The sequence below is a fragment of the Chlorogloea sp. CCALA 695 genome (assembly GCF_003003885.1).
Lineage (GTDB): Bacteria > Cyanobacteriota > Cyanobacteriia > Cyanobacteriales > Chroococcidiopsidaceae > Aliterella.
The window spans coordinates 1-18,553 of record NZ_PVWN01000004.1; the positions used below are offsets into that span (position 1 = coordinate 1).

Genomic DNA, 18,553 nt, shown 5'->3' on the forward strand with positions numbered 1-18,553 from the left:
TCTGACAACGTTCAGGGGTTTAAAGTGCTGCCCCATCGTTGGGTAGTAGAACGAACGGTTGCTTGGTTAGGTCGCTAGTGAAAGCATAATTTACGCTGCCATGCTCCGTTTGATGCTAACCGCCTTGGCATCAAACGGAGCAAACCTGTCCTCTTACCTAAAATACCTTACAAACACGCTCTAAGTTTTGTGAACTATAACCAAGATTAATCACAATTGTTAGGATTGAACCTAGTAAGAGATCGCAGTTTTTAAAGTAAGTATTTTCTATGCTAATCCGCCCAAATTTAGCCGCAATAGTAGCAATTGTAAGTATTTCAGTAATTGCGCCTGAAATTGCGCGATCAGTACAGTTAAGAGATGGAACCGTATCTTTTGTTCAACAGCCCCGTTTGGTAGCAACCGCAACGTCAATACAAGATACAAATGCTTGGGGTTCAACTTACTACTTCACCATTGACTTACCGCAAAATGCTGGAGAACCCTTGCAAACAGTTACGTTTAACCAGCATGAAGGGGTAGATAATATTCGTTTCGACCTTAAAGATACCCGTGCTTTTGTAGGAACGCGCCGCCGCCGAGGGGAAAATATTAGTTTGGGCGCAGTCACTAGAGATAAAGAAACGCGGACTGTTACTGTACTATTTAATCCGCCAGTCACTCCAGGAAAGACAATTACAATTGGTCTGCGTCCGGTGCAAAATCCTTTTTCGTCAGGAGTTTACTTGTTTGGTGTCAAAGCTTTTCCTGTAGGAGCAAAAACGGCTGGACAATTTATGGGTTATGGACGGCTGCAATTTTACGGCGATTTATTTGATTAACTTAGCTTGGCGTAAATGGGCAGCTTGAGCTAACAAAGAATCCGCAAACGCGATCGCTTCCGTTTGAGATTGTCCACTAGCTAAGGTGGCTAATTCTTCTCGGCGCGTAGAAAAATTATCTAAGGCTTTGACGCGCACCACTGTGCGAATATCCGCATCTGTAGAGGCATCAAGAGCTTGTTTGTCAACGCGAAAATGCCGATCAGCCATTGCTGCAATTAAAGGCTGGTGAGTGACGCATAATACTTGTTGGCGATCGCTTAGTTGATGCAATTTTTCGGCGATCGCATTTGCCACTTTTCCCGATACACCAACATCAATTTCATCAAAAATCAAAGTTCCTACGGGATCGGAGCTAGAAAAGCAAGACTTGAGAGCTAATAAAAAACGGCTCATTTCGCCCCCGGAAGCAACTTCCGTAAGCGGTTGCAAAGGTTCGCCAGGGTTGGCGCTAAATAAAAACATAACGCGATCACCTCCCATCGCTGAAACTGTAGTTTGTTCAATAGCAACTTGAAACTTTACTTTATCCATTGCCAAGGGTTTAAGCTGAATTAGTAGCTTTTCTTCCATTCGAGCGGCGGTAGTTTGGCGCAGTTTAGTTAATTTATCTACTGTTTGCATCAGCTTGGCGTAACAAAGTTGTTCGCGTTGTTCCATTGCTTCAATCGAGTGTTCGCCACCGTCGATTTCTGCTAATTCCCCCTGGACGCGGTCGTAATAAGCGATGACTTCTACTAGGGTGGGCCCGTACTTGCGGCAAATTTGTTTTAATTCACGAATTCGCTCCTCAACTTCCTCTAAGCGCTGCGGATCGGCTTCTAAAGCATCTCCATAAACGTGGATTTGTCTTCCTACTTCCCCGACAGTAGCCAAAGCTTCGGAAATTGCCTCTAACAACGGCTGCAACTGAGAATCGTACTGAACCATGTCTATTAAAACTGATTCAGCATTTCCTAGCAAATCTGCCGCCGCTAAACCATCGTTATCGTTTTGGTACACCGCCTGATAAACCTTGTAGCTCAATTGTTGTAATTCCACTACATGACTAAGACGCTGGCTTTCTTGTTCTAAAAGTTCAACTTCATCAGGAGCGCTTAAATTTGCCGCCCCTAATTCTTGGAATTGATACTTAAGCAAGTCTAATTGCTGCAAACGCTGGCGATCGCACTGGCGGCGTTTTTCTAAGTTTGTTTTTGCTTCTTGATACTCTGCAAACAGCTTCGATACAATTTCCCGCTCTTTAAAATGCGCTTCGCCACCGTAAAGATCCAACCATTGCCTAACTTGCGCTGATTGTCCGACTTGTACAGTTTGTCCTTGGGCGGTAATTTCAACCAATAAGCCGCGCAACTGCGTCATTACCTGACGATTGACTAATACACCGTTTACTCGCGTGCGACTGCGAAGACTACCACTACTAGCATTCATTTCTCGACTGCAAACTAGCGTTTCTTCATCAATTAGCTCAATTTCTTGCTCTACTAACCAAGCCGCCAAAGAGCGGTTTAACTTAAACGTAGCCTCTACCATTGACCGATTTGAGCCTGTACGGATAACGCGGCTAGAAACTTTACCCCCTAAAGCTGCATCAATCGCATCTAAAATAATTGATTTTCCCGCCCCTGTCTCTCCCGTCAGCACGTTTAAACCCGCGCCAAACTCCAGATTCAGCCGATCAATCAAAGCAAAATTTTCAATTAAAAGGGATAAAAGCATAAAAACTTAATTCACGTCAGGTTAGATGCCAAAAATAGCCAGTTTGATAGACACTTTTAGTTTAGTGCTTCTTAATCTAGTACATCCATACTTGTGTATCGTTACTAAACAATAAAGATTAAACTGTTGATGTACAGGCAATTTTTAAACAAATTACTATCGCCAACTTAAGAATATTTCCAAATGCAGCCTACCGATCCTAACAAGTTCACAGACAAAGCTTGGGACGCAATTGTCAAGTCCCAAGATATAGCCCGAAGTTTTTTGCAACAGCAGCTAGATGTAGAACATTTAATATTGGCACTGTTAGAACCGAACGAATTGGGCGATCGCATATTAACTAAGGCTGGGATCGAACTTAGCCGCTTTCAACAACAACTTGATGCTTTCACCCAGCGCCAGCCCAAAATTGGCAAAAGCGAACAACTTTTCCTAGGGCGGAGTTTAGACCTATTGCTCGACCGCGCAGAGGCAGCTAGAGCGAAGATGGAAGACGAATTTATCTCCATCGAACACATACTTTTAGGCTTAGTTCAAGACGATCGCATTGGTCGCCGTTTGTATAAAACTTTCAACCTCGACACGGCAAAATTAGAATCCGCAATTAAATCTGTCCGAGGTAGCCAAAAAGTTACCGATCAAACTCCTGAATCGCGCTACCAAGCTTTAGAAAAGTTTGGGCAAGATTTAACAGAACAAGCAAAAAGTGGCAAACTTGACCCCGTAATTGGTAGAGATGAAGAAATTAGACGGGTAATTCAAGTATTGTCAAGGCGTAGTAAGAATAATCCTGTATTAATTGGCGAACCTGGGGTTGGTAAAACTGCGATCGCCGAAGGGTTAGCCCAAAGGATAATTAATGGTGATGTTCCCGAAAATCTCAAAAATCGGCAACTAATTTCTCTAGAGATGGGTAGCTTAATTGCTGGGGCTAAATATCGCGGAGAATTTGAAGATCGTTTGCGATCGGTACTCAAAGAAGTTACCGAATCTAATGGGCAAATTGTCCTATTTATCGACGAATTACACACCGTTGTAGGTGCGGGAGCAGGTCAAGGGACAATGGACGCGGGAAACTTGCTTAAACCCATGCTGGCGCGGGGAGAATTACGTTGTATTGGTGCAACAACCTTAGACGAGTACCGTAAGTATATTGAAAAAGATGCCGCTTTAGAGCGCCGATTTCAGCAAGTATTTGTCAAAGAACCAACAGTTGAAACAACAATTTCTATTTTGCGCGGCTTAAAACAACGCTACGAAGTGCATCATAGTGTCAAAATTACCGATTCCTCTCTAGTAGCAGCCGCTACCCTATCTAATCGTTATATTAGCGATCGCTTTTTGCCCGATAAAGCAATAGACTTAGTAGACGAAGCCGCCGCCCAACTAAAAATGGAAATTACTTCTAAACCCTCAGAATTAGAAGCAATTGATCGGCGGATTATGCAGCTAGAAATGGAAAAACTATCATTAGCTGGAGAAGATCAACGCGCCGTCACTACCAAAGAGAGATTAGATCGAATCCAGCAAGAAATCGCTAGTTTAAGCGAAAAACAGCAGGAATTTAACAATCAATGGCAAGGCGAAAAACAGATATTAGATGCTATTAGCACCTTGAAAAAAGAAGAAGATTCTTTGCGAGTTCAAATTGAGCAAGCCGAACGCGCCTACGACTTAAATACTGCCGCTCAGTTAAAGTATGGGCAATTAGAAGGAGTCCAACACGAGCGCGAAGCTACTGAAGCGAAGTTATTAGAAATTCAAACCCAAGGTGCTACCCTGCTGCGCGAAGAAGTCACCGAAGCAGACATCGCAGAAATTGTCGCCAAATGGACAGGTATACCTGTAAATCGCCTGTTAGAATCCGAGCGCCAAAAACTCCTCCAACTAGAAAGCCATTTACATCAACGAGTAATTGGTCAAACAGAGGCTGTAGAAGCCGTTGCCGCCGCCATCCGCCGCGCCCGTGCCGGGATGAAAGATCCCGGTCGCCCCATTGGTTCATTCCTCTTTATGGGCCCTACAGGAGTAGGTAAAACTGAGTTAGCCCGCGCTTTGGCACAATTTTTATTTGATGCTGACGATGCTTTAGTGCGTTTAGATATGTCCGAATACATGGAGAAACACTCCGTATCGCGCTTAGTCGGAGCGCCTCCAGGATATGTAGGCTACGAAGAAGGCGGTCAATTATCCGAAGCGGTACGCCGTCGTCCTTATTCTGTCGTGTTATTAGACGAAGTAGAAAAAGCCCATCCCGATGTCTTCAACATTTTATTGCAAGTGTTAGACGATGGACGGATTACAGATTCTCAAGGTAGGACGGTAGATTTTCGCAACTCTGTAATTGTGATGACTAGCAATATCGGTAGCGAACATATCTTAGATGTAGCAGGAGACGATCGCAAATATGACCAAATGCAGACCAAAGTATTAGAAGCCTTGCGATCGCATTTTCGCCCTGAATTTCTTAATCGTGTTGATGATATTATTCTGTTTCATACCCTCAACCGCAGCGAACTCAGGCAAATTGTCGCTATCCAAATCAAGCGCGTAATGAATCTTTTAGCCGACCAAAAAATCAGCCTAGAATTATCCTCCACCGCTTTAGACTTCTTAGCTGAAGCGGGTTATGACCCCGTTTATGGCGCTCGTCCCCTAAAAAGAGCAATTCAAAAGCAAATTGAAAACCCTCTAGCTACTAAGCTTTTGGAAAATACCTTTACTGAGGGCGATACTATTCTTGTAGATTATACTGACAGTAGTTTGACCTTTAATCGCCATATCCCTGTTAGCCTACCTAAAAAAGCTAAATTAGCTAAGTAAAACAGTAATCGCCCATTACAAACCTAGGGTAATCGCTCTAGGTTCGTAGTAATTCTCTCTTAAGATAGATGTTGCTCGTTTATTGAGAAACCCTATCTCTGATTTGACATCGGATTTTTATGAGTATAAAATAGTACTTGATAATCACGGAAAACTCGCCCCTAACATTAATCGTTAATAAAGCCCGTTTTTTGTTTGAATAAACAAAGTTTTATAGATTACTTAAGTAATTAAACAATTTAGTACAGTAATTTTTACCCCAAGATCGTTGTCTTTTTTTATGTAGTTTGAGGAGTAACGAAATGACCGATAGCATGAATATTCCAAAAGTCTTGCGAAAATCTGAAGTAGACCAAGAACACGGACAACTTTATTTATTATTGGGATTACTAGCCAACCTAAGTATATGGGGTATAGCTTTCTTATACTTAAAGTTTGTTGTGCCTACTTATGTAAGCGAATCAGCAATCAGTTTACCTAGTTTGACATCAACAGGCAAAGTAAACCTTCCCGGAATTGGGGAAGCAAGTTTTCAAGATTCATCTCCTTATGATAGTACCACGCGTGACCCTAGAGAAAATTATAAATTTTTGGGTTTAAGCGAACCCGTATTAAAAGCCGCCGCCACCAAAATGAATATCCCTTTAGGGGAGTTTGATAAGCCGCAGATCAAGATTTTAGACAACACAACTATTATCGAAATTAGACTCAAAGGTTCTACTCCAGAAGAGGCACGCAATAAATCCTTAGTTTTCTATCAAGCCTTTGAAGAAAAGCTCGATGAATTAAGAATACAAGAAGCTATTAGACGAGATGTAGGGGTAAAAACCGCCCTAAATTCTTCCCAAAAAAAATTAGAGATTGCTCAAGAGCGACTTTCCAATTACAGAGCCGAATCTGGCTTAACTTCAGACGAGCAAATCAAAGAGCTAACGAGCAATGTAGAGCAATTACGCAAGCAACGCGCCGAATTAATAGCGCAACAACAGCAAGCAGATGGTCGTTCGCGAGAACTATCAGGTAATTTAAAAATATCCTCAAATCAAGCAACCGAAGCTTTTGCTTTACAAAGCGATCAACAATTTCAGCAAAACTTAAAAAATTATAGTGAAACCAGCGTTAATTTGGAAGTCTTAGGAGCCAAATTTCTGCCTAGTCACCCCACAATGGTTGCAGAAAGAGCTAAACGAGACGCAGCTAGAAACGCCTTGTTAGCCCGCAGTAAATCCATATTAGGACGACCCATTAGTCTAACAAATCTACAACAATTTAGCCTTGGCAGTGGGGGCTACGCTTCGGCGAGGGAAGATTTATCCCAGCAGGTAATTACCGCTCAAGTAGACCAACAAGGGCTTAAAGTTCAAACCCAAGAACTAGATAGACAAATCCTGTTGTTTGAAACTCGACTAAAAAATATGGCAAAGCAGGATGCAACTTTAAGCAATCTCAAGCGCAATACCCAAGTTGCCGAAGCCATCTTTTCTGCCAATTTAACTAAATTAGATATTAACAAATCAAATATAGTTGGTTCTTACCCGTTAGTTCAAGTAATTACCGAACCTAGTTTGTCTGAGAAGCCTATTACACCTAACAAACCTCTAGCTTTGGCTGGGGCAATTTTAGGTTCGCTTTTATCAACAACGGGCATACTATTATACTGGCTGCGCGATCGCCGCAAAAACAACACCAAGCACATCAGAAGATCGAGCAATGAAACGATATAAAGTGAAATTTAACAGCTAAAAGTTGGCGTTAAACTGCTCTTTTAAAAACTATTAAGATTGCCTGTGGGCGATAGCGCAAGCGCGCCCGGTAACGGGCTTCGCACTTTTTGACAGCATTCATTTTTTGCCCTTAGCTATTATCAAGATGAAGCCACAAAACTTTCCTGAACAAATTATTTGGTACTCCTTAATTGGAACTTACGGCTTTTATGTTATTGGTGGTGTATATATATTAGGCCCAGTAATTGCCTGGATATTATTGGCGTACTTAGGTAAAAAATTATGGGAGCAAGATGATACAACCCCAGTCAGTGAAAAAATCCATATTCCTATGATTATTTGGTTATGGGTAGTGGGAATGCTAGTGCAAGAAGTCGCTCTAATTATGGGACACTTAGATTTTAATTTTAGCACCGCCGAATTGCTCAAATCTTCTATTGGTTGGGCTAAAGGTTGGGCTTTATTAAGTATATTTCCATTAATTAGTTGCTTACCAATTCGCCCCCAGTTACTCTACCGAGGCGCTTGTATAGTTTGCTTTCAAACTTTACTATTTGTCCCTATTTTTATCTTGGCTTATTTTCTCCACTGGCCTAATCAACTTTACGTTTCTCCATTACAAATTGTTGGCGGCCCATCTCCAGACTTTTTTGCCTTTAATTTTTATGAAATTGATGCCGATAATGGTCAACCTCGGTGGAGATTATTTACACCTTGGGCCCCTGCTTTAGGCTTTATAGGTAACATTTATTTTATTCTGGCTTTACAAGAAAAAGATCCTAAATGGCGTTGGAGTGGAATTATTGGCAGTATTGTCATGTGTTTAATTTCTGTATCTAGACTTGGGATGCTCAATTTATTAGTTATATCTTCGGCAACTTGGGGTCTAACAAATTTATCTCGCCCTATTTATTTAATACTATTAGGTTTTCTATCAACGATAGGCTCTATTATTGGCCCTTCAGCTATGGAATCTTTTGGTATATTTTGGGATAAATTTAACTCTGCTAGAGCAAGTTCATCAAGTGTACGTGACTCTTTAAAGAGAATTGCTTTAGAACGGTTTAAAGAAGCTCCTATTTGGGGTCATGGAGCAGTAGAAAAAGGGCCTCACTTAGTGCAGTTTATGTATATTGGCTCCCATAGCACTTTTTATGGAGTACTATTTATTAAAGGTATTGTTGGATTTTTTGCTTTCGTGATTCCGTTAAGTTTTAGCTTTTTAGATTTGCTCATCAAAGGTCAAAAAAGTGCGATCGCAAAAGCTGGCTTAAGTATAGTTTTACTCTTAATTTCTTACTCTTTTGCCGAAAATTTAGAGTTTTTAGCCTACGTATTTTGGCCCGGTCTTGTTATGATGGGTCTTGGTTTTAAAGAGCAATCTTTAAAGCAAAGTATACCCTAGTAATTAAATTAGGAGCTTAGGAAATTAAGTCTTAGCTGCCTAAGCAAGTAATTACATATTTATATACGATAAATATTTTTTAAACTTAGCATTAATCCAACAAAAACTATTTTGATAAGCTGTTATTAAATAATTGCTGAAATATAACATATGTCTAAAAAACCTCGCATCAGTTTATTTTTACTCGATCTTCCCTGTGGTGGCGTTGAGCAAGTTACAGTCAACCTTGCTCAAGGGTTTCTCAATCGCGGTTTAGCAGTAGACTTAGTTCTAGCTAGAGCTACGGGTGCTTTTCTAGCCAAGCTATCGCCCCAAGTACGATTGATCGATCTCAAAGCTGGGCCCACATGGTCTAAATTTACCAACCTTGGCGATTACCTGCGAACAATTGCAAGTTTACCCGGATTAGCACGCTACTTAAAACAAGAACAGCCCATTGCTTTATTATCCGCCAAAGATCACGCCAATATTGCCGCTATTTGGGCTAAACAGTTTGCCAAAGTATCAACCCAAGTATTAATTAGTGTTCATGTTCCCCCCTCTAAAACTTCCCTAGATGGCAGCAGTGGGAAATTTATGCCTTTTATAGTTCGCCGGGTGTATCCAAAAGCTGACCAAATTGTAGCCGTATCTCATGGAGTCGCAGGAGATATGTCTGGTAGTCTAAAACTGCCTTTAGAAAAAATTAAGGTAATCTACAATCCGGTAATCACCTCTGAACTATTGCAAAAATCAAAGGAATCCATAACTCATCCTTGGTTTGTCTCTAAAGAAATGCCCATCATCTTAGGTGTAGGCAGACTGACGCAGCAAAAAGACTTTACTACTTTGATTAAATCTTTTGCCTTAGTTCGCAAACAAAAGGTATGCCGTTTAGTTATTTTAGGTGATGGCGAACAAAAGCCCCAACTTGAAAGCTTAATCAACCAGCTAGGGTTACAAAACGATGTCAGCTTGCCAGGGCTTACAGACAATCCTTATGCTTATATGGCTCAATCAGATGTCTTTATCCTTTCCTCCGCCTGGGAAGGGTTAGGAAATGTGTTAATTGAGGCTTTAGCAGTAGGTACGCCAGTAGTTTCCACAGACTGCCCAAGCGGGCCGAGGGAGATCCTCCAAAATGGGCGTTTGGGCCCGCTAGTTCCGGTGGGAGACGCGATCGCCCTAGCTAAATCTATATTAAAGGTACTTAGTCAACCAAAACGTGTTTTTGCCCCAGAAGATACCAAGCTGTTTACTCTAGAGGTGGCAGCAAGTAATTATTTGGCTGCTGTCAAAGCTGATAATTTTGTTTATTAATAGATAGCATCATCGGATTGAATTTTTTCAAGATGCCAAATTAAAATACGCATATTTAATGATAAAAGTTACCGCTTTATTTAACTCTTTTCAAAAAAAGTTTTCTAGCCAGTTTATTCGCAATCTTGGGTGGATGGGTGGCTCAGAAATTTTAAATCGGGGTTTTCGCCTGGTTACAACGGTTGTTTTAGCACGGTTTTTAACTCCTTATGATTATGGCTTGGCGGCTATTATCATCACAACGGCGGAGTTTATAGAAGTATTTTCTCGTAATGGAGTTAGCGCTAAACTTATTCAAGCCGACGCAGAAGAACTAGAAACATTATGTAATTCTGCTTATTGGTTAAATTGGGTAGTTTATATAAGTTTATTTTTTATTCAATGTCTTTTAGCTTTTCCTGTATCTTGGTTTTATCAAGCTCCTCAACTTGTTTTACCTATATGTATCACAGCAATTTTATATCTAACAATTCCCATCGCCGTTATCCAAGCAACACTTATTCAAAGGGAAAACAGACTCAAAGTTACAGCTTTTAATAACTTCATTCAAATTACTGGTGGTAACATTATCACCGCTATTCTAGCTGCTTCAGGTTTGGGACTGTGGGCAATTGTTTTAACTAGACTCTTAATGTCTCCCTTCTGGGTTTTAGTTAATTATACTAATCATCCGTGGCGACCAACACAAAAGTTTACAACGCAACATTGGGGAAACATCTTTGAATTTGGACGTAATGTACTAGGCAGTGAATTGTTAAAAACTGCGGTGAATAACTTAGATTACTTAATAGTTGGTCGAATTTTAGGAATCCAGGTATTAGGATTATACTACTTTGCTTTTAATGCCGGATTAGGAGTAAGTTTAAGTATTATCAATGCTATTAATGTAGCCTTACTACCTCATCTGTGCGCGGTGAGAAGCGACTGGTCACAGTTTAAAAAGCAATATTTAAGTAGCATTAAAACAATTGCTTTTATTATCATTCCTATTGTAGTTTTGCAGTCTAGCTTAGCACCTATTTATGTACCAATTGTTTTTGGTCAACAATGGGTATCTGCCTTACCAGTCCTAATTTTGATTTGTTTATCAGCAATTCCTCGCCCCTTTGCCGATGCTGCTTCTCAACTTCTAATCGCGGTGGGCAAGCCCAACTTAATGTTACGGTGGAACCTAATATTTACAGCAATTGTAATTACTGGAATCTTAATTGGGGTGCAGTGGCAAATCGTAGGGGTAGCTACCTCTGTACTGTTAGCTCATTTTATTTTTCTACCTTTATTTACCTTTTGGGCTACCCGCTACGTATTCTCTAAAGCCGTCTAATTTATAGCTAACCGAAACTACTTACAAAAAACTGCTAACTGCCATGCCAAAAGTATCTGTAATTGTTCCCGTATATAAAGCCGAAAAATACGTAGCGGCAACGATAAATTCTATTTTCAATCAAACTTTCACAGATTTTGAAATTATCATTATTGACGATGAATCCCCTGACCGCAGTATAGAAATTTGCCAAGAATTTACTGATAATAGAATTAAAATTGTCCACCAGCAAAATCGGGGGTTAGCTGGGGCTAGAAATACAGGCATTCGCCATGCTCAAGGAGAATATTTAGCTTTGTTAGATGCCGATGATTTGTGGTTGCCAGAAAAATTAGCAAAACACGTTAATCATTTAGATAGTTCGCCCAAAGTAGGAGTTAGTTTTAGCTGCTCGGCATTTATTGACGACGATGGGCAGCCTTTAGGGATTTATCAAATTCCTCAATTTACTAATATTACTCCCCCAATTGTTCTTTGCCGCAATCCAATTGGCAATGGTTCCGCTCCAGTGATTCGACGCGAAGTTTTTACAGCTATTAAGTTTCAAGATAATCTTCGTGGTGAAGTAGAAGACTTTTATTTTGATGAGAGCTTCCGTCAGTCTGAAGATATGGAATGTTGGATGCGAATTATCTTACAAACCTCTTGGCAGATGGAGGGTATTGCAGAAGTTTTAACGCTTTACCGAGTCAATTCGGGCGGGTTATCAGCGAATGTACTGACACAGTTAGAATTTTTAGAAAAAGTAATTGAAAAAACGCGCTCCTATGCTCCAGAATTTATCGCTAAATGGAAAAATCCAGCGATGGCTTACTACTTGCGTTATTCCGCTCGCCGAGCTATCCGTTTACATGATGGTGTTGCGGCGGTGCAACTGACCCATCAGGCTTTAGCAACCCACTGGCAGATTTTGCTAGAAGAACCCCGCCGCACCTTGTTAACACTAACGGCGGCTTATTTAATTCGGTTACTACCTAAGTTTTTTTATCAACAAGTTGAGCAAGTGGCTTTAAAAATGACCGGAGCTAGTCAAAAACGCCGCCTTCAGCAAAATAAATTATAGTTAGTATCCCTTAAGCGCTCTTTTGCTTTTGAATATTTATATTTAAGTATTTTTACTTGCACTTAAGTATTATTAATTTTACGTAGAATTCATAAAAATATGGGGTAATTTGTAAAACTTATCCGTAGAAATTCGCTTGTAACAAGCAGATAGCGTCAGTTAAATTTGTTTTGTGAATATATCGTATAGATAAATTTGAAGTAAATTAAGTTACATCAAAAATAAACTTATTATTTTCACTTACTTTACTGATGCGCAAAACTAATTATTTATATGAATATCTCGCGTTTTTGGCAACCACTAAAAAAGACAAGCTACATTGGTATGGTAGCGATCGCAACTACGCTGTCAATTTCTTTACTAAGCTGCACGGCGACTACTCCCGCTCCTAGCAATTTATCTACAAATTATCGCTGGAAAAATGTTGCTATTGGTGGCGGTGGTTATGTAACTGGGGTTTATCTCCACCCACTGCAAAAAGACCTAGCTTATATTAGAACCGATATTGGTGGCTTTTATCGTTGGGATGCCCTTAACAAAACATGGATTGCTCTAAACGAGCGTTTATCTCGCAAAGACAGTAACTACTATGGTGGCGAAGCTTTAGCCATCGATCCCAATAATGCAAATATTGTTTATATTGCCGCAGGCAAATATACCGCTAGTTGGAGTGGATTAGGGACAATTTTCAAATCTAGCGATCGCGGACAAAACTGGACGAAGTTAAATATCAACCTCCCTATGGGTAGCAACGAAGATAAACGCTGGTTAGGCGCAAGACTGGTTGTCAATCCCTCTAATTCTAAAAATATCTTTTTTGGCTCACGCACTAATGGTCTGTGGCAGTCCTTGGATCAGGGGGTTACATGGGCGCAAGTTACAGCGTTTCCCGGCAAATCTACAAATAATATTGGGATTTCCTCAGTTGCTTTTGGCAAAACAGCAGGTTTAATGTATGCCAATGCTCACGGTGACGGCTTATATCTTTCTAAAGACACAGGACTTACTTGGAGCAAAATCTCCGGTAGCCCCACTCAAGTAAATCGTTTAGTTATTGCCAGCAATAGCGTAATGTATGTCACCCATGCCGCAGGAGTTAGTAAATATAAAAATGATGTCTGGACGACGATTACTCCCACTAATGCCAAAGCCGCTTTTAGCAGCTTAACGGTAGACCCTAATAATCCCGACCGCCTACTTATCGCTTACGATCAGTACGATAAGCACGATGATGCTAATCGAATATTTCAATCAAATGATGGTGGAAATACCTGGCAATCAAAGACCCCAACTTTGAATCATCAAGTGTCTTGGTGGTACGACTGGTATTTTGGGTCGGCAACTTCCGCTATTGAATTCGATCCCCAAGTACCAGGAAAAGTTTGGTTAACTGATTGGTATGGTATATGGCAAACTTCAAACATTGATACCAATCCTACGGTTTGGACTAATTATGAAAAAGGACACGAAGAATTAGTCAGCTTTGCTTTGGCTACTCCTCCTCAAGGCTCGGCGTTAGTCAGTGGCATGGCAGATGTGGATGGGTTTAATCATAATAATGGCTTAGACACCTACCCCTCAAAAGACTTTACCCGTACTGGCGCTTGGTTTCAAGATACCTATAGCATCGCCTATGGGGAGAACAATCCTTTACAAATGGTGCGCGTTGGCGGTCATAGATGGAGCAATATTTTTACAGGCGCAACTTCTACCGATGGCGGACTGACTTGGAAGCAGTTTCCCTCCTTTCCTGCTAATATAATGCCCTTGCGCGTAGCTATGTCTGCAACCAACCCTAAGCTATTTGTTGTCAGCATCAGTAATGGACAGCCAATTCGGACTACTGACGGGGGAAGCACTTGGAGTTCGGTTTCCGGTTTGCCCCAAGGCCCTGGGGGCGCTTGGTATTGGGGACAGCCTCTAGTTGCAGATAAAGTTGATGGCAATACTTTTTACTATTACAGCAATGGCAAAGCCTATCGTAGTATCGACGGTGGCGCTACTTTCAATATCGTCAATTCTACGCTCAATAGCGAGAGTTGGTCGATGATTAAAACCCTTCCAGGGGTCAAAGGTGAGGTTTGGCTGAGTTTAAACGGTAATGGTCTGCACCGCTCCCCCGACGGTGGTGCGTCTTTTAGTAAAATTGCTGGGGTCGAAACCGCTTATTTATTTGCTTTTGGTAAGCCGCCTAATGATAGTAATATTTCTGCTTTGTATGTGTACGGTAAAATTACTGGATTAGGGGAAGGAATTTTCCGCTCTCTTGACTATGGCAAAACTTGGGCTAGTGTTGGCAATTCCCAAAAATTGATTGGGAATCAGCCTAATGTTATGGAAGCTAGCAGACAGACCTTTGGTTTGGTGTTTATCGGTACTAATGGGCGAGGTGTATACTACGGTACTCCCTAAGCTGGTGATTTGCTAGCAATTGACTAATTTTTATAATGATGAGATGTTAGTAATATTGGTATGATAGCGATCGCCTTCTGCCATCATTACTCATTCTATTTGTTGAGCCGCTACTAACTCGTCAACGTTTTTTTCGCGAGTTGGCGTTCGGTACAAATTGAATTTCTGCTGCAAAACTAACCACAAAAATGGTAGATCGTCTACCAAGTACCTTTTCCATAGTCTTTTTGGCTCAAGCAGCAGTCTATACAGCCATTCTACGCCTAGGTTACTTATCCACTTGGGACATCTTTTGATTTTTCCTGCCTCAAAATCAATAGTCGCGCCAATTGCTAAAAATATTTTTATATTTGGCATCTGCTCTTTGTACTTAGCTATCCATATTTCTTGCTTAGGCGAACCTACTCCCATTGCTAATACTGTCGCTCCAGAATTATTGATAATATTAATTATTTGTTCGCATTCTTGTTGCTTTTTCTCAAACCCATAAGATGGGGAATGAGCCGCAATAATTATTTCTCTACCTACTTTAGTATTGATTTTTTCTTGGGCTATTTTAGCAATTCCTGTATTCGCCCCTAGCAAAAATATCTTTACTGCTGCGTTTTCTTTGTGATAGCTATAAAACGCTGGAAATAAATCCGAACCAGATATTTTTTCTTTTACTGGTGTACCTAAGAAGCTTGCTGCATAACATATGATTTTACTGTCACACAATCTATAATCTGCGGTTTTATACGCTTCAATAAAATCTTTATCATTTTGCAATTTAACCAAATGATCTACATTTGGAGTAAACACAACCCCCTGTGTTAGCTGAGCGAGTAGTTCCGTTAATAACAGATTATCAATAGAAACACTTAATAGATTTACTTTGTCCATAATTTTGGGGTTCAAACTTTATTAGCTTTTAAAAATGTTAATTTTTCCCTAAAAACCGCGATCGCTTTTGACTTAGAGCAAACACCAGTTTTTTTATTGTCCTAGAATTAGGTAATAAAAATTACATTGTTTGTGTCAAAATTTTTTATCAAGATAGTATTACATCATATCAACAGACATAGATCATAAATATAGAAATATTTTCATTAATTAAATATCCGAGAATATTTCAAATATTTCTGTCGTTAAGTAACAACTTTTACAAACACATAAGTATGTTTTTAGACTCGTGACTAATAAATGTACGTATGTTTAAATGCTAACATTTGGTAATTAAAATGACAAGAGGTGTTACTAAGTAAATATATAGTCATTATTTAACGTTGTCTAAAGTCGCCACAGACATTGCCAAACTTGCAAATTAAGGCGAATTTTTGGCATATTGACGAATTATTGTTACTTAATTGCTTAAACCGAGTCATGTATAATTTTACAGAGAATTATTTGACGCGAGTAAGCAGAACCGTAGTAACTATTTTTACCTTGCCTCTGCTTTTGTAAAAAGGAAATACCTATTAGGTAAGATGTTGATATTTTTAGACGAGCGATCGCGCTTCCACAGCCATTAAAATCTTAAATAAGTAATCACTGCATCTAAAACCTCATGCTGGAACAAGGCACAATCAGTATTCATACTGAAAATATTTTTCCCATCATCAAAAAATCTCTCTATTCAGACCATGAGATTTTCTTACGAGAGCTTGTTTCCAACGCCGTAGATGCCACCGAAAAGCTAAAAATGGTATCTCGTGCGGGAGAATATAGCGGCGATGCTGGCGAACCTGAAATCGTTATTGCTGTAGACAAAGAGCAAAAAACTTTGTCTATAACTGACAACGGCATTGGAATGACCGCCGAAGAAGTAAAAAAATATATCAATCAAGTAGCTTTTTCTAGCGCCGAAGAATTTATCCAAAAGTACGCAGGCAAATCTGACCAGCCAATTATCGGCCACTTTGGACTAGGCTTTTACTCGTCGTTTATGGTGGCGCAAAAAGTTGAAATTGATAGCCTTTCTTATCAAGAAGGCGCTCAAGCCATTCGTTGGAGTTGTGACGGTTCTCCAGAATTTCGTTTAGAGGAATCTAGCCGCACTAAACGCGGTACAACTATAACTCTGACATTGCAGGAAGAAGAAAGCGAGTATGCAGAAGTTGCTCGTATCCGCCAGTTAGTTAAAACTTACTGCGATTTTCTCCCCGTACCCATCAAATTAGACGGCGAAGTAATTAACCGTCAAAAAGCACCCTGGCGCGATTCTCCTAGTAGCCTAACCAAAGAAGAATACTTAGAGTTTTACCGCTACTTATATCCTTTTCAAGAAGAACCGTTATTGTGGGTGCATCTCAATACCGATTATCCTTTTTTGCTTAACGGCATTCTCTACTTTCCCAAATTAGTACCAGATGTAGACGTTACGAAGGGGCAAATTAAACTATTTTGCAATCAAGTCTTTGTCAGCGACCATTGCGAAGAAATCGTTCCTAACTTTTTGCTACCTATGCGCGGAGTAATTGACAGCGTAGATATCCCACTTAATGTATCTCGTAGCGCCTTGCAAAGCGATCGCACTGTCAAAAAAATAGCAGACTACATTGCGCGTAAAGTCGGCGACAGACTCAAAGAATTGTACCGCGACAACCGCTCAGAATACATCAAAAGCTGGCAAGATATCGGTACTTTTGCCAAGTTTGGCGCTCTCAACGATGAGAAGTTTAAAAAGCAAGTAGAAGATATCCTCATCTACCGTACTACCAAAGCCGTAGCCGCCGAAACAACCCCCAGTGTTCAAGTGCAAGGTAGCGAAGATGATGCTTGGCAAGAGGTGTCAACGCCCGAAACTGATGCAAACACTCCTCAATACACCACAATCAAAGAATACTTAGAACGCAACAAAGAGCGTCACGAAAACCGCGTCTTTTACTGCACCAACGAAGCTACGCAAGCAACGTATATAGAACTGCACAAAAGCCAAGGTTTAGAAGTCCTGTTTATGGACTCCTTTATTGACACGCACTTTATCGCCTTTTTGGAGCAAGAATACTCTAGCGTCAAATTTTCGCGTGTAGATTCCGACTTAGACGAAAGCCTTTTAGAACAAGACAAACCTGCGGAAATTGTCGATCCCAAAACTAACAAAACCCGCAGCGAGGTAATTAAGGAGATATTTGAGCAAGCTATCAATAAACCTAAAGTTACCATCCGCACCGAGGCTATAAAGTCCGATAATCCTCAAGGAACACCACCTGCAATTGTTTTAGTACCCGAATTTATGCGGCGGATGCAAGACATGAGCGCCATGATGCAGCAACAAACCCCTCAATTTCCAGAGGAGCATATTTTGCTAGTCAATACAACTCATCCCCTAATTCAAAACTTGGTCAATCTCAACTCTGGCGCGATCGCAATTGGTGCTGGAACTTCCCCTACAGCCGAACTTGCAAACCTGCTCTGCAATCACGTCTACGACCTTGCACTGATGGCTCAGAAAGGCTTCGATGCTGAAGGAATGAATGCTTTTGTTGAACGTTCTAACCAGGTGCTAACACGCCTTACCGAACGCGCTGCAAGTAGCTAACTTGCGATGATGGGCGATCGCATTTAATTGAGAAGTGCGATCGCCATTACCCCTAAGTACCGATACAATAAGAAACTGCACCTTAGTTAAAAATTAACAGCTATTATGTCTCGTATATGTCAGTTGACAGGCAAAAAAGCCAATAACGCCTTTGCTATTTCTCACTCTCACCGCCGCACCAAAAAACTCCAAGAATCAAACTTGCAGTGGAAACGCATTTGGTGGAGTCAAGGAAATCGTTGGGTAAGGCTCAAGATTTCTACCAAAGCCATTAAAACCTTAAACAGCCGAGGTATAGCCGCAATGGCAAAAGAAGCCGGAATCAACCTCAATCATTATTAGGTTAGAGCTAATGGTGCGATACTCCTCTTTGTTTCACCATTAGCTTTTGTAAGTTATTTTTGCGATGAGTTTTGGGTAAGATAACCCCAGTAGATATTTTA

At 40.5% G+C, this 18,553-nt stretch carries 12 protein-coding genes; 10 read left to right on the top strand and 2 right to left on the bottom strand.

What is annotated here, in order from left to right; all coding sequences use genetic code 11:
* Positions 1-269: 269 nt before the first annotated feature.
* Entirely contained in the window at positions 270-821 is a 552-nt protein-coding gene (locus tag C7B70_RS03335) for a DUF2808 domain-containing protein (RefSeq protein ID WP_106367656.1), read from the top strand.
* Here the strand turns inward: C7B70_RS03335 and recN are convergent.
* The gene (gene recN / locus C7B70_RS03340) at positions 810-2,540 is read right to left on the bottom strand and encodes a DNA repair protein RecN (protein WP_106367657.1); all 1,731 of its coding nucleotides are present in this window, start codon (positions 2,538-2,540) and stop codon (positions 810-812) included. The genes C7B70_RS03335 and recN overlap by 12 nt on opposite strands.
* 183 nt (positions 2,541-2,723) lie before the next feature.
* On the opposite strand from recN, the gene clpB reads away from it, so the two are divergent.
* The 7 genes from clpB (at position 2,724) to C7B70_RS03375 (ending at position 14,590) form a co-directional block, all read left to right on the top strand.
* Entirely contained in the window at positions 2,724-5,363 is a 2,640-nt protein-coding gene (clpB, locus tag C7B70_RS03345) for an ATP-dependent chaperone ClpB (RefSeq protein ID WP_106367658.1), read from the top strand.
* Positions 5,364-5,665: 302 nt separating this feature from the next.
* Positions 5,666-7,087: a hypothetical protein gene (locus C7B70_RS03350; protein WP_106367659.1), complete on the top strand. Its 1,422-nt coding sequence runs from the start codon at positions 5,666-5,668 to the stop codon at positions 7,085-7,087.
* Positions 7,088-7,232: 145 nt separating this feature from the next.
* Positions 7,233-8,492 carry an O-antigen ligase family protein gene (locus tag C7B70_RS03355; RefSeq protein ID WP_106367660.1) on the top strand — a complete coding sequence of 420 codons (1,260 nt, stop codon included), beginning with the start codon at positions 7,233-7,235 and terminating at the stop codon, positions 8,490-8,492.
* A gap of 150 nt (positions 8,493-8,642) precedes the next feature.
* Complete coding sequence (locus C7B70_RS03360; protein WP_106367661.1) at positions 8,643-9,791, top strand: glycosyltransferase; 1,149 nt, start codon at positions 8,643-8,645, stop codon at positions 9,789-9,791.
* A 58-nt stretch (positions 9,792-9,849) separates the two neighbouring features.
* Complete coding sequence (locus C7B70_RS03365; RefSeq protein WP_106367662.1) at positions 9,850-11,115, top strand: lipopolysaccharide biosynthesis protein; 1,266 nt, start codon at positions 9,850-9,852, stop codon at positions 11,113-11,115.
* Between the two features lie 43 nt (positions 11,116-11,158).
* Entirely contained in the window at positions 11,159-12,178 is a 1,020-nt protein-coding gene (locus C7B70_RS03370; protein WP_106367663.1) for a glycosyltransferase family 2 protein, read from the top strand.
* A gap of 273 nt (positions 12,179-12,451) precedes the next feature.
* Positions 12,452-14,590, top strand: coding sequence for a sialidase family protein (locus C7B70_RS03375; RefSeq protein ID WP_106367664.1), 2,139 nt, complete (start codon positions 12,452-12,454; stop codon positions 14,588-14,590).
* Between the two features lie 90 nt (positions 14,591-14,680).
* Here the strand turns inward: C7B70_RS03375 and C7B70_RS03380 are convergent, their stop codons facing one another.
* Entirely contained in the window at positions 14,681-15,472 is a 792-nt protein-coding gene (locus tag C7B70_RS03380; RefSeq protein ID WP_106367665.1) for a WecB/TagA/CpsF family glycosyltransferase, read from the bottom strand.
* Between the two features lie 664 nt (positions 15,473-16,136).
* Between C7B70_RS03380 and htpG the strand changes: the two genes are divergently transcribed.
* Together htpG and rpmB are read left to right on the top strand one after the other, a co-directional pair.
* The gene (gene htpG, locus C7B70_RS03385) at positions 16,137-18,110 is read left to right on the top strand and encodes a molecular chaperone HtpG (protein WP_106367666.1); all 1,974 of its coding nucleotides are present in this window, start codon (positions 16,137-16,139) and stop codon (positions 18,108-18,110) included.
* A 105-nt stretch (positions 18,111-18,215) separates the two neighbouring features.
* Positions 18,216-18,452 (top strand): 50S ribosomal protein L28, encoded by a 237-nt coding sequence (gene rpmB, locus C7B70_RS03390; RefSeq protein WP_106367667.1) that lies wholly within the window; start codon positions 18,216-18,218, stop codon positions 18,450-18,452.
* The last annotated feature ends 101 nt before the right edge of the window (positions 18,453-18,553 follow it).